The organism is Pontibacter sp. BAB1700 (assembly GCF_000277005.1).
Lineage (GTDB): Bacteria > Bacteroidota > Bacteroidia > Cytophagales > Hymenobacteraceae > Pontibacter > Pontibacter lucknowensis.
The window spans coordinates 1-12,600 of the sequence record NZ_AKIS01000163.1 but is presented as its reverse complement, the minus strand read 5'-3'; the positions used below and the strand labels follow the sequence as shown (position 1 = coordinate 12,600).

Sequence of the window (12,600 nt, the reverse complement as noted above, 5' to 3'; positions counted from 1 at the left end):
ATTGGATTGTTTTATAGCTTCGCTGTGCGGCGGGCATACTTCTTTCTATAAATGAAAATCGGAGGCCCTACTCCCAGTAAGCAAAAAAATCAAGACGATTTTGAACTCGCTGACCGCTCAAACAAAAAATCGTCGGTGGTGCACCGGGCGCCTTTTTTTGCTTCGTTGCCAGCGTGCATGTATGTCTTTCTATACCTGCCAGTGATCTGTTTTGTGTGCAACGAAGTTTAAACCTGTAAGTAGGTAGTTGCAGGAATTCCCCTCTTGAGAGGAGCAGGGGGATGTCAATCATGCACGAGAATCCTGTCAATCCTTAAATCCTGCAAATCCTGATTCAGACAATCAACCCTCTAACTCCCAAACTCCCCAACTCTCAAACTCCCCAACTCTTAAACTTCTATAGCTCATCCGGCGACCGGAATTCATTCATCTGGCTCCAGCGTTCTTTTTTTCTTTCTTTCACCTCTATTTTCTCCGGCCGGATAACGCCTTGTTCCCCAATCGTCCAGCTAAGTGGTCTTCTTTCCTGGCCAACACGCTCTGCCAGCAGCATCAAGCCCTCCATAAAGGCGTCTGGTCTKGGGGGCGAGCCGGGGACATACACATCAACTGGGAGAAATTTGTCGACACCCTGCACCACACTGTAGATGTCGTACATGCCGCCAGAGTTGGCGCAGGAGCCCATCGAGATCACCCATTTCGGCTCCATCATCTGTTCGTGCAGTCGCTTGATGATAGGGGCCATTTTAATGAAGACGGTGCCGGCAATAATCATCACGTCGGCTTCTCGTGGCGTACCCCGTATAACCTCGGCACCAAAACGGGCTACGTCGTATTTAGGCGTCATGCTGGTGGCCATCTCCACGAAGCAGCAGCTCAACCCAAAGTGAAAGGGCCACATGGAGTTCTTGCGGCCCCATGCAATCAGGTCCTGCAGCGTGGTGAGCATGATGCTCTGCTGCACTGTCTCTTCGTAGGAGCTGGTGCCTGTCACAGCATTGGCAGGTTCATCCGGTTTGCTTAGCCACCATTTCATATTGTTGGGTGTTAGTTACAGCATTGATCAAAAGCTTTAGAAAAAGTATCGATATAGGTCTCATATAAAGCTTCCGGCAAGATTACTCTGTTAATTCAAACTTAGCTCCCGTAGCATACGCTTATAGGCAGCCAGTATCTTCTTGCCATCCGGGCCGAAGTCCAGGGCGCCGTTGCGCCACTCGTATACCAGCACCACTACCAGCATCACAATAAAGACGAGCACACCGAAATAGCCATACCAACCCAGCTCAGGGAAAGCGATGGCCCAAGAAAAAATAAAGATGGTCTCGACGTCGAAAATCACGAACATCATGGCCACCATGTAAAACTGAGAGGAGAATCGGATACGGGCACCGCCTGCACTGATGATACCGCCTTCGTAAGGTTCGCCGGTTGCTCGGGCATTGCCGCGCTGGCCTAATACATACGATAAGCCCAGTATCAGCAATACCAGACTGAGCACGATGGCACCATAGACCACCAATGGCCACAGTAAAGTGGTTGTTTCGGCTGTTTCCTGCATGTTTTCTCCTAATAAATGATATCCGGGCTACCTACTCGTGGTGCCCGGTTATATAGTGCTCGAGATCCTCGATGATGCATTTTTGTTCATCCATCATACATTTCACAATGTCACCGATGGACACCAAGCCAATCAGTTCCTGATTGTCAAACACTGGCAGGTGGCGGATGTATTTCTGGGTCATGAGTTTCATGCACTGCTCCAGTGTAGTGTCTGGGGTAACGGTGACCGGGTGCTCGCTCATAATTTCCTGCACAAGCGTATCGCGGGAGGCTTTGCCTTTTAGGATGACTTTTCGGGCATAGTCCCGCTCAGTAAACATACCGGCAAACTTGCCATTGTCCATCACGATGAGCGCACCCACGTTTTGCTCTACCATGGTTTCAAGGGCACTGTAGACGGTGCTGGTAGGGGCAACAGAAATCACTTTGTTGCCTTTTTTCTGGAGAATATGTCTGACTGTTCCCATAAAACCTCCTGTATTATTGTAATATATGCTTGAATGTTAGGATGTTATACGAGTATTTTAAAAACAAGGCAATGAATTATGTAAAAATTACTTAAAAAATATTATAAATGTGTTTTTTTTAGTTGCTGGCAGGGTTTTCCTTGAACTGATGTTATGACTTAAGGCAACTTATGGAACCGATTGATAACACTGGTATTTAGTAAAGATTGATTTGTATATAAGTCAAAACCAAGTGTTTAAGCTTCCGTTATCACTAGTGTATATCGTGGCATTACCGCCTTTTGCCATCAGATCTATACCCAAATCAGCGAGCCATGGAACCGTTCATCAAGCATTTTAAAGACATTAGCTACAAAGACATGAGCAGTGTGGGTGGCAAAAACGCCTCACTCGGAGAAATGTATAACCAACTCAATCCCGAAGGTATACAAGTGCCTGATGCTACGCCACTACCTCAGCAGCTTATTGGCATTTTCTGGAGCAGAATGAATTGAAGCAGCAACTGACTGATATACTTTCTGGCTTGGATACGAATGATTTTCACAATTTATCTGACATCGGGAAACAGGCGCGGGAGCTTATTTTAAACGCTCAGTTTCCAGAGGACATTCGGGAAGCGATCGAAGAAGGCTATACCTATCTGAAGTCTGAATACGGGGAGGATATCTCGCTGGCCGTGCGTAGCAGCGCCACTGCCGAAGACCTGCCTACCGCCAGCTTTGCCGGTCAACTCGAAACCTACCTCAATGTGAGTGGACTCCAGAACCTCTACAAAGCCTGCCACCACAGTTACGCTTCCCTCTTCACAGATCGAGCCATTAAGTACCGGGTTGACAACGAGTTTGAGCACATGCAGGTGGCACTGTCGGTAGGGGTACAAACTATGGTACGGTCCGACAAAGCCTGCTCCGGTGTAATGTTCACGCTCGATCCGGACACTGGCTTTGAGAATGCCGTGGTCATTTCCGGTTCCTGGGGACTGGGCGAGAACGTGGTGCAGGGCGCTGTGAACACCGATGAATTTGTGGTGTTTAAGCCAACGCTCGACAAGGCAAAGCAGCCGATCATTTCGCGCAAGCTGGGCAGCAAGGCCAAAACCATGGTATATGCCGACAAGTCAGAGGGTGAATTGCTGAGCCCGACGGATGCCATCGTCAACCTGGACACACCGGTGGAGCGCCAGGAGCAGTTTGTGCTGCAGGACGATGAGGTAGTGCAGCTGGCGAAATGGGGCAAGCGCATCGAGGAGCATTACGACCAGCCCATGGATATTGAGTGGGCCAAAGATGGTCTGAACGGGGAGCTTTACATTGTACAGGCCAGACCTGAAACAGTGCAGAGTCAGCACAAGGATGAAGCTTTTTTCACGGAGTATACCTTAAAAGAGGAGGGGAAGGTGCTCTGCTCGGGTATAGGCCTGAGCAACCGCATTGTATCAGGTACAGCCCGCGTACTGCACTCACCAGCCGAGAGTGACAAATTACAGGAGGGTGAAGTGCTCGTTACCCGCAAAACAGATCCGGACTGGGATCCTATCCTGAAAAAAGCAAGTGCCATTATCACCGAACAAGGAGGCAGAACCAGTCATGCTGCCATCGTAGCGCGGGAGGTAGGTGCTGTTGCTGTGCTTGGCACGGATGATGCGACCAAAACAGTACGGGACGGGCAGGAGGTGACCGTGTCAACTGCGGGAGGGGAGACAGGCTATGTGTATGAAGGCAAGCTGGACTGGGACGAGAAGAAGACAGACATGAGCAAACTCGGGAAGCCGAAGACAAAGGCCATGCTGATACTCGGTGATCCGGAGCAAGCCTTTAAGTATTCTTTCCTGCCAAACGACGGTGTCGGGCTGATGCGCATGGAGTTCATCATCAACAATTCCATCCAGATTCACCCTATGGCGCTGAAGCATTTTGAGAAAGTGGAGAGCAAAGAAGCACGTGAGAATATTGAGCAACTTACGCACCACTACCCGAACAAAGCAGACTATTTTGTAGACAAGCTGGCAGAAGCCACAGGCATCATCGCGGCGGCATTCTACCCGAAGGATGTGATCGTACGCATGAGCGATTTCAAGTCTAATGAGTATGCCAACCTGATTGGCGGACGGCAGTTTGAGCCCGACGAAGCCAACCCTATGATCGGGCTGCGGGGAGCATCCCGCTACTACCATAGGCTTTATCAGGAGGGCTTTGAACTGGAGTGCCGCGCCATGAAAAAAGTGCGGGAAGAGATGGGACTGACCAATGTGAAGCTGATGATCCCTTTCTGCCGCACCGTGGAGGAAGGCAAAAAAGTGATCGAACTGTTGGCCGATAATGGTCTGAAACGGGGCGAAAACGAATTGGAAGTATACGTAATGGTTGAGATTCCGAGCAACGCCCTGCTGGCCGAGGAATTTGCCGAACATTTCGACGGCTTCTCCATCGGCTCCAATGACCTGACACAGCTGACACTCGGTGCCGACCGTGATTCCGGTCTGCTCAGCGACATTTTCTCTCCATTTGACCAGGCGGTGCAGCAACTGATCGTGATGACGCTGCAGAAAGCTAAAAAGACGGGCACCAAAGTCGGATTATGCGGTCAGGCTCCGAGTGATTATCCCAAATTTGCCGCTTTCCTGGTAGAGCACGGCATTGACAGCATTTCCTTTAACCCGGATGCATTTTTCAAGGGACTGGAGAATATGCTGGAGGCAGAGAAGCAGATGCAATAAAATCCTTCCTTCTCGTCTTGCTATACCTGTGGAACTACTATCAGGTGCTGTGATTTACTTTTTATACAAGCCGTTGCAGAGATTCTCCACTTCCTTGAGCACACGTTTAGCTCGGTCGTCTCGCAGGCCTATACTTTGCAGCAGTTCTTCTTCGTGCAGCAGCTCACTGCACAGCACGATCTTCTGGTCGAGCAGGCGCTGCTTTTCAGAATTGGTAAGGGTGGTGAGGCAGGTAAGAGGATAGAGATGGAAAGAGTCCACCAGGTCTTTAAGCCCGCCTTTGGCAGGATAGTCCCAACCAATCAGGCGCATCTGCATGCAGCTGGCGAAGCGGATGGCGTCTTCCGTGAAGCGGGTGTTCGTCATCACCCATACCTCATGAAAGCGGACCTCATACTCATGTTCCGATGGCCATACCTTCTCCACGTCCTTGAAGCGGGACTGGATATACATCGGAACTTTCACGTCAGATTTGTTGCGGTGCATATTGTGGTACTTGCACTCGATCATGGCTCGTTTTCCGTCCTTTAACGCGATCACATCTATTTCGTGTCGCACACAGTGGCCGTCTACAAATACCCCGATCTCGGTGGTATAGCCCTGTGCCCGCAGTATCTCCGCTACGAACTTCTCGAAAGGAAAGCCTGAGGGACCCAATTGCATAATGCCCTGTTTCAAGCTGTAGCGGGCGGCGGCGGTGTTGGAAAGACGCCTGAGGATGCCGAAGGCTTTGCGGTAGATCTTACGGGTCGAAATACCGGAGGTAAGTTCTGGGGCCAACTGGCGTAGAACTTCATCTGCCTGCTGCTCATCAGCACCGGACTTCCGAAGCGAGTGCCGGAGTTTACCGACCGAGAAAAGTACTTTTTCACCGGATGCTTTTGTCACGACCAAGTGGTCCAGCGTGTCCTCCATAGTGAGCTTTATTTTTGGCGGTCAAGTTCATGAAAGCATGGCAGATATACAACACATACCTGCCATACCTGAAGGATTAATCTTTGGAGATACGGGACCAGACCTCGTTGATTGGGTTGCCAGTGCTGCTCTGGCCCGAGTGGTGCCAGTTACCGTCTTTCACTTCAAAGTTAAAGGAGAGTGACATGCCCACACGGCTGCTGTCGCGGGAAAAGAACTCGATGTTTTCGGTATATTTCCCATTTTCGGCAGTGTATGTGCCGCCACCTGTACCGGAGAACTGACCTGTTTCGGAGTTGAAGGCGATCCATTGGAAGCGGGTACCGGATAGTACTTTCAAGGTTTTGCGCGGACCGGGGCGCATGGTCTGCATTTCACCGTCCCGCTCCCGACCTGTGATGCGCCAGGTGCCAGCCAGGGGAGAGTTGCTGTTGCTTTCATTTATTCGGTTCCAGGTGTCGGTTATCCCATCTTTGATTAACGTCCACTGATCGTTCTCGAGCTTGTAGTCAGCTGAAGCTGTAGTGCCTACCTGGGTGGAGTCGAGTGTGTTGAACTCCTGTTTGATGTTGAATTTCCCGTTCGAAACCGTATAGGTGCCGCCGGTAGTACCCAGGAACTGTTTGTTCTGTTGGTTGAACCGCGCAATCGTAAAGAAGCCGTCCTGCACCAGCATCACCACCTCATTGCCCTGCCCGTCTGTTGTTCGCCAGGCACCTTCCAACTGTGTAGCCTGCTGCACATCGTTTTGAGAAGCGCTGGCGGTTTGCGTAGATCCACCTGCACTGGCCGTGGCAGTTGAACCGGTAATTGCGGTAGCAGATGCGGTGGCTGACTCGTCAGCTGACGTAGTGGTGGAAGTGCCGGCGCAGCCGATCAGGAACAGGAGTACCATTCCGGCTGAGGATGCATTTTTCAGTAGTTTTATCATGGTCGTATCGGTATGGGTTTGACATAAAAAAGCCGCATATACTAGGTATAGGCGGCTTTTCATTTATAGTTACTTTATCTTAACTGGCAGCTCCAGCTTCTCCCAGCGCATCAGGATGCCATTGCGGACAACATGGTAGGAGAGGCGCTCGTGCATGGCCATGGTGTTGCGTGGTTTCACATTTACCCGCAGCGCATCCTGCCTTTCATCGTACTCCGTACCCCACTGGCCTGTGGCTTTGTTGAAGATCACGGTCCACTGGTTTTCGCCAGGTATGGTATAGAGACTATATTTGCCCTTTGCCAGGTGACGTCCCTCCACCAGTACATCTCTGCTGAATTCGATTGTGGTGGCCTCGTTGGCACCGGCACGCCATACCTTGCCGTAAGGTACCAGCTCACCCCATACCTTACGGTTCTTCACGGCAGGGCTGCTGTACTCAATGGTAACCAGTGCGTCGCCTATTTTACCGGAAGCCGTAGCGGGTGGACTAGGCCGGTTGCTTTTATTGCCGTTTTGTGCCATTACCAGCATCGGACCTAACAACAGGACACAAACCAGCAAGTGTTTTACAAAATGGAAGCTAATCTTCATAGATAAGAAACGAAATTATGATACGTGAATGCATGGCTAAGATAGTTAAAAATATAGACTGCATTGCAAAAAAATGGTTTAATGCCTGCGGTTGAAATATTATGATAAGCAACATGTTGCCTACTGAACGAAAGCAGGGGAGGCTACTGTTTTAGCTATACCTTAACAGCATTAGCATTAACGATTCATGAAATACTTTTTCAAAACCAGGGGCAGCGTCTTCTTAGTGGCCTGCTTGCTGCTCGTCTGTTTTTACCTGGGTGGGGCAGGTATAGCTGCGTCACCTGTGGCTGACAATAAAGAGCCGATCGTGCTGCGCACCGAGAAAATGCCTTTTACGCCACGTGAGTTTTACATCGCCAATGTGATCGACGAACGCACCGACAAAAAAGCCGTTGCCTACCTGCTACCACTTACCGGCGCGGGCAAGGCACAACCTGTCGATCTGCAGGGCGGGGGCTACATCGCTTTGCGTGAGTTCATCAACAAAGGTATACCCGCCAATAAATCGCTGCGACCCGTCGTGATCCGCCTGAAAGAAATGCAGGTGAAAGAAGCCCCTTCTGCGGCTGGTCGTGTGGCGGGTACCATTGCGGTAGAAATGGCGTTTGAAATGGAGCGTGACGGGGAGACGGTGCAGCTGCTGCAGTATAAAGGCGGCGGACGCTACGAACGCCCGGTGGGCCGAAACGAAGTAACAGAGCCTGCGCTGCGGCAGTCTATTAAGGAGGCTTTGCGTTATCTCAACACCTGGATGGACCAGGAAGCAAACACCAACCCGAAACTTGCCAAAGGTATAAAAGTAACCTTTACAGACTATACCGCACCCGCCGATCAAGACACGGTGTTTTATGACACGAGCAGGCCACTGAATTGGAATGACTTTAAAGCGGATGTGAACCGCACCAGTCGTTATGCTGCCACAGTGTTTCCGAGCTTTGCATACGAAGGCGAGACTGAAGTAAAAGATGGCATCATCCACCTCCACCTCAACATGAAGGTATATGTGCTGAAGAGCTCATCCTGGGTAAAGGATAACGCCCGAAGTCCATACGGTCTAAACCACGAGCAAAGGCATTTTGATATTGTAAAGCTTGTGTCGGAACGCTTTAAGCAGAAGATAAAGCCTGAAGACCTGTCGCTGGCCGACTACAACAGCAACATTCAGTACCTCTTCATAGAGTCCTACCGTGAGATGAACCAGCTGCAGGACCAGTATGACTCTGAAACCCGCCACGGCCTCGACACAGCAGCCCAGGAACGCTGGAACCAACGCCTGGAGCAGGAGCTCAAAGCTGTCGGAGTGAAATGAGTTGAGGAGTTTGAGAGTTTGAGAGTTGAGGGGTTTGGGAGTTTAGGAGTTTAGGAGTTTAAAACTCCAGAGTGCATCAAATCATTGAGAGGGCCTGTCAGACAATTCTGGCAGGCCCTCTGTTTTAAACGATGACATTATTATTAGGCGTCTATGCTGACTACTTCAGGTATAGATAAACATGATGGAAAACTTCAAAGTATTTCAAAAATTGAAATCTAAGCTCTAAAAACTCTTCAACTCCCAAACTCCTCAACTCTCAAACTCCCAAACTTCTAAACTCCCTTCCCTTCCTGCACATAGAAGTTCGGATCGATGGTCAGTTTGGTGCCGGTTTTCACTTTCTTGATTTCTTTCCAGTCGGTTGTCGGCTCTAGCCAGGTTTCTTCTCCGTTCAGGTATACCTTCACCGGCATATCGAAACCTTCCACCGCGTTGGCCCAGCGGTACGTTAGCTTTTTCCTTTCCAGACGATACTCCAACGTAGGGATGCGGGTGTCGCGCAGGTACTGGTCGAAGAAGCGGCTGAGGTCGCGGTCTGTGTGCTTGGAGAGGTAGTTCTCGATCTGCTCCGTGGTTACTGTTTGGTGGTAAAAATCCTTGTTAAGACCGCGTAGGATGCCACGCCATTTCTCGTCGTCGTTCACCACCTGGCGCAGGGTATGCAGCATGTTGGCGCCTTTCGGATACATATCGCCGGAGCCACTTTTGTTTACGTTGTAGTGACCAATGATCGGACGGTCGTTGCGTATGTTCTGGCGTATGCCGATCACGTATTCGCTGCCGGCCTGCTTGCCGTAGTGGTATTCCACAAACAGGGCTCTGAGTAGGTCGTGAAGCTTTCGTGTATCCACATGTCTGCCACATCCTTGTAGGTGATGTTGTTGGCAAACCACTCGTGACCAGTTTCGTGGATGATGATGTAGTCGAATTTCAGGCCCCAACCAGATCCACTGAGGTCGCGACCGCGGTAGCCATTCTGATAACCGTTGCCGTAGGTCACGGAGCTCTGGTGCTCCATACCCAGATAGGGCGCCTCTACGAGTTTGTAGCTGTCCTCGTAAAAAGGGTAGGGGCCAAACCAGTGCTCAAAGGCATCCAGCGTACGGCGCACATCTTTAAACTGCACCTTTGCCTTCTCCAGGTTATCGCGCAGCACCCAGTAGTCACAGTCCAGCACGCCTTTCTCGCCCTGGTACTTCTCCCCGAAATGCACGTAGTCGCCTATGTTGATGTTCACGCCGTAGTTGTTGATCGGGTTGGTTACCGCCCAATGGAAGGTGCGGGTGCCATCCGGGTTTTCATCCACACCACGCAAGCGACCGTTCGATACGTCCGTCAGGTTTTTGGGAACCGTCACGCTCATCAGCATACTGTCCGGCTCGTCGTACATGTGGTCTTTGCAGGGCCACCACAGACTGGCGCCGGCCCCCTGGTTGGAGCTTGCCACAAAGGGATTGCCCCGCTCATCGCGCTTCCAGGTGATGCCACCGCTCCAGGGCGGGTTTTTACTCACCTGCGGCTTACCGCCATAGTATACCTCTACTTCTTGCTGTGCTCCTTCCTTCTGCGCATCCACCAACTGCACAAAGTAAGCGTTTCCTTCCTGCCGCACATTCAACTGCTGCCCATTTTGCAGCACCTTTTCCATACGCATAGGAGGCTGCAGGTCGATTTGCATGATCTGGTAAGGCTCCAGCACTTTGTAGCGGATGGTGTTTTTACCTTGGATGCTGCTGTCAGCCGGATTTACGCTGATGTCGAGGTGGTAGTGCGTGAGGTCCCACCAGGCGCGCTCGGGAGTAATCGTGCCGCGCAGCGTATCTTGCCGGGTGAAGGTAGGCGTCTGCCGGGTCTGTGCCTGTGCCGGTTCTATACCCAGTGTCAGCAGAGCCATCGCAGCCGGCAGTGTGACTTTATGGGGCAGGGTGAATTTTTTCATAGTGTTCAATTTTAACTGATCATTAAAGATAGCTAATTTTTGCAATTCGGGGCACTATTTCAAAAGCTGATAGCTGGCCTGATGATAACGGTCCGGTGAAAAAGCATCACTCAGTACACTCTCCTTCCGGTGCGTCAACTGCTCAGCCAGTACCTTGCCAGTTGCCGGCGCCAGACTCACACCCATCATGCTGTGACCGGTGCCGAAGAGCACATTATTCCAGCGCTGGGTATAGCCAATGTAAGGCAATCCATCCGGAGAGCAGGGACGAAGTCCGCTCCAGACGTTCTCTTTTTGAGGCAGCGGGCATTTAAAATTAGTATAGTAGCGGGCTATGGAAGCATGGATTCCCTGTACCCGTTTCATGTTGATGTGCCGGTTTGCCGGGGTGATCTCCATGGTGCCGCCGAACCGTACTTTATTGCCGTAAGGTGTCACCGCGACACGCTCTTCGGTCAGGATGGTTGGCCGCTGAATGGCTGGTTTGTTATCTACTACAAAGCTATACCCTTTGCCACCCAGCATCGGCAGGTTGAGCTGAAGTTTGCGGGCCACTTCTCCCGACCAGGACCCGGCGCATACAATGATGTGATCTGTGGCAATGTCGCCTTTGTCAGTCACAACCGCCGTAACGCTTCTTCCGGCAGTGACGAAATCGAGCACCTCCAGGTGAGACACCATGCATACTCCTCTGTCGAGGAGGAGGCGGTGCAGACAAGCAGAGAGCGCTGCAGGATTCAGGTGCGCATCGTCTGGGAAATGCACGCCTCCCAAAATATCCAGCTCCAGGTTTGGCTCCAGTACCTGCACCTCCTTTGGTGACAGAATCTCTGCCTCCAGACCATGCTGCCGGGCCAGTAAGGCAAACTCCTTTTCTTCGTGTGCGCCTTCTGCTGTTTTATAGAGCAACAGCAGACCGTCCTGTTTCAATTCGATTTCCGGATGTGCTGCGGCAAACTCTAGGTATAGACTCTTGCTCAGCAGACTCAGGTTTTTTAGATAGGGAATGCTATTGGCTACATGCTGTGGCGTAGCGGCTCTGTAAAAGTGCATGCACCACTGCAGCAGCCTCCTGTCCAGGCGCGGATGAATGTAGAAGGGGCTTGTGGAGGAGAGCATCCAGCGAAACCCTTTACTGATGATACCCGGTGAAGCGAGCGGGATGATGTGACTCGGCACCAGCATGCCGGCATTGCCGATGCTGCAGTTGTCGCGTAGGTCCCCTTTGTCGATGATGGTGACACTGAAACCTTCTTCAGTGAGATACCAGGCGGTAAACATCCCGATGATGCCGCCTCCAACGATAACTACTTTGCTCATATCAGATCACCTGAAAACCGTGTACATAAGGATCCTCATCATCCAGAAAGATCGTGTTTAGGCCGGTAACCATGGCCCAGCCCTCTATACCTGGTAGAATGGCCGGCTTGCCAGCTACGGTCGTTTCCCCCTCTATGGTGCCTTTAAAAATGGAGCCGATATAGCTTTCATGAATGAATTCCTGCCCCGGCTTCAGTAGCCCTTTTGCGTACCATTGCGCCATGCGGGCCGAAGTGCCTGTGCCACAGGGAGAGCGATCAATGGCCTTGTCGCCGTAGAACACCGCATTGCGGGCAGTGGAAGTAGCCGAAAGGGGAGTGCCTGCCCATAAGATATGCGAGAGACCGCGGATGGTATCGTTTTCAGGGTGCACAAAGGTATAGTGCTCGTTCATGCGCTTTCTAATTTCACGACTCCAGGAGATCAGTTTATCAGCCGTGTGGTGCTGTATACCTGCAAAGTTTTCCTGCGGATCGATGATGCCGTAAAAGTTACCGCCGTAGGCCACATCAAGTTTCAGCTCGCCCAGCTCCGGACACTCCACCGTCAGATTCTCCGCTTCCAGGTATGAGGCCACGTTCGTGAGCTTCACGGTCTTCACTTTTTTGTCTTCCTGGGTATAGCTCACCTTCACCAGTCCGGCGGGTGTTTCGAGCCGCAGCTGTCCGGGCACTTTCGGTGTGATCAGACCCTCCTCCAGCGCAATGGTGACGGTACCGATAGTGCCGTGCCCGCACATGGGCAGGCAGCCACTGGTTTCGATGTAGAGCACGCCTATGTCGTTTTCAGGGTCGTGCGGTGGGTAGAGGATGCTGCCCGACATCATGTCGTGTCCCCGGG

Annotated in this window: 11 protein-coding genes and 1 pseudogene; 3 read left to right on the top strand and 9 right to left on the bottom strand. The window is 51.4% G+C overall.

Annotated features, from left to right (window positions below):
• Positions 1-397: 397 nt before the first annotated feature.
• From O71_RS17590 to O71_RS17580, 3 genes are all read right to left on the bottom strand, one after another.
• Positions 398-1,036 (bottom strand): NADH-quinone oxidoreductase subunit B, encoded by a 639-nt coding sequence (locus tag O71_RS17590; RefSeq protein WP_007659538.1) that lies wholly within the window; start codon positions 1,034-1,036, stop codon positions 398-400.
• 90 nt (positions 1,037-1,126) lie between these two features.
• A complete protein-coding gene (locus O71_RS17585) occupies positions 1,127-1,561 on the bottom strand; it encodes an NADH-quinone oxidoreductase subunit A (RefSeq protein WP_007659537.1) in 435 nt (144 codons plus the stop codon).
• Between the two features lie 31 nt (positions 1,562-1,592).
• Positions 1,593-2,030, bottom strand: a complete 438-nt coding sequence (locus O71_RS17580; RefSeq protein ID WP_007659536.1) for a CBS domain-containing protein — start codon at positions 2,028-2,030, stop codon at positions 1,593-1,595.
• Positions 2,031-2,344: 314 nt separating this feature from the next.
• On the opposite strand from O71_RS17580, the gene O71_RS25940 reads away from it, so the two are divergent.
• Positions 2,345-2,524: a hypothetical protein gene (locus O71_RS25940; RefSeq protein WP_007659535.1), complete on the top strand. Its 180-nt coding sequence runs from the start codon at positions 2,345-2,347 to the stop codon at positions 2,522-2,524.
• Complete coding sequence (gene ppsA / locus O71_RS17575) at positions 2,521-4,746, top strand: phosphoenolpyruvate synthase (protein ID WP_007659534.1); 2,226 nt, start codon at positions 2,521-2,523, stop codon at positions 4,744-4,746. The genes O71_RS25940 and ppsA overlap by 4 nt, the downstream gene beginning before the upstream one ends.
• 54 nt (positions 4,747-4,800) lie before the next feature.
• Here ppsA and O71_RS17570 read toward each other — a convergent pair whose 3' ends face one another.
• The 3 genes from O71_RS17570 to O71_RS17560 form a co-directional block, all read right to left on the bottom strand.
• Positions 4,801-5,661: a restriction endonuclease gene (locus O71_RS17570; protein ID WP_007659533.1), complete on the bottom strand. Its 861-nt coding sequence runs from the start codon at positions 5,659-5,661 to the stop codon at positions 4,801-4,803.
• A 76-nt stretch (positions 5,662-5,737) separates the two neighbouring features.
• Positions 5,738-6,592 (bottom strand): hypothetical protein, encoded by an 855-nt coding sequence (locus tag O71_RS17565; protein WP_007659532.1) that lies wholly within the window; start codon positions 6,590-6,592, stop codon positions 5,738-5,740.
• A 69-nt stretch (positions 6,593-6,661) separates the two neighbouring features.
• Positions 6,662-7,186 (bottom strand): DUF2911 domain-containing protein, encoded by a 525-nt coding sequence (locus O71_RS17560; protein WP_040574642.1) that lies wholly within the window; start codon positions 7,184-7,186, stop codon positions 6,662-6,664.
• 187 nt (positions 7,187-7,373) lie between these two features.
• Here O71_RS17560 and O71_RS17555 point away from each other — a divergent pair, with 187 nt between their 5' ends.
• Complete coding sequence (locus O71_RS17555) at positions 7,374-8,498, top strand: hypothetical protein (RefSeq protein ID WP_007659530.1); 1,125 nt, start codon at positions 7,374-7,376, stop codon at positions 8,496-8,498.
• A 275-nt stretch (positions 8,499-8,773) separates the two neighbouring features.
• Here O71_RS17555 and O71_RS17550 read toward each other — a convergent pair.
• The 3 genes and pseudogenes from O71_RS17550 to O71_RS17540 all read right to left on the bottom strand — a co-directional run.
• Positions 8,774-10,395, bottom strand: a pseudogene (locus O71_RS17550) (M1 family metallopeptidase).
• 99 nt (positions 10,396-10,494) lie between these two features.
• Positions 10,495-11,760 (bottom strand): FAD-binding oxidoreductase, encoded by a 1,266-nt coding sequence (locus O71_RS17545; protein ID WP_007659525.1) that lies wholly within the window; start codon positions 11,758-11,760, stop codon positions 10,495-10,497.
• Position 11,761: 1 nt separating this feature from the next.
• Positions 11,762-12,600: 4-hydroxyproline epimerase (locus tag O71_RS17540; protein WP_007659520.1), on the bottom strand; the 839-nt coding region annotated here is incomplete at its 5' end.

Coding starts and splice junctions, on each gene's coding strand:
- O71_RS17545 (WP_007659525.1), bottom strand. CDS start 11,760: ATGAGCAAAGTAGTTATCGTTGGAGGCGGCATCATCGGGATGTTTACC.
- O71_RS17585 (WP_007659537.1), bottom strand. CDS start 1,561: ATGCAGGAAACAGCCGAAACAACCACTTTACTGTGGCCATTGGTGGTC.
- O71_RS25940 (WP_007659535.1), top strand. CDS start 2,345: ATGGAACCGTTCATCAAGCATTTTAAAGACATTAGCTACAAAGACATG.
- O71_RS17570 (WP_007659533.1), bottom strand. CDS start 5,661: ATGGAGGACACGCTGGACCACTTGGTCGTGACAAAAGCATCCGGTGAA.
- O71_RS17565 (WP_007659532.1), bottom strand. CDS start 6,592: ATGATAAAACTACTGAAAAATGCATCCTCAGCCGGAATGGTACTCCTG.
- O71_RS17560 (WP_040574642.1), bottom strand. CDS start 7,186: ATGAAGATTAGCTTCCATTTTGTAAAACACTTGCTGGTTTGTGTCCTG.
- O71_RS17555 (WP_007659530.1), top strand. CDS start 7,374: ATGAAATACTTTTTCAAAACCAGGGGCAGCGTCTTCTTAGTGGCCTGC.
- O71_RS17580 (WP_007659536.1), bottom strand. CDS start 2,030: ATGGGAACAGTCAGACATATTCTCCAGAAAAAAGGCAACAAAGTGATT.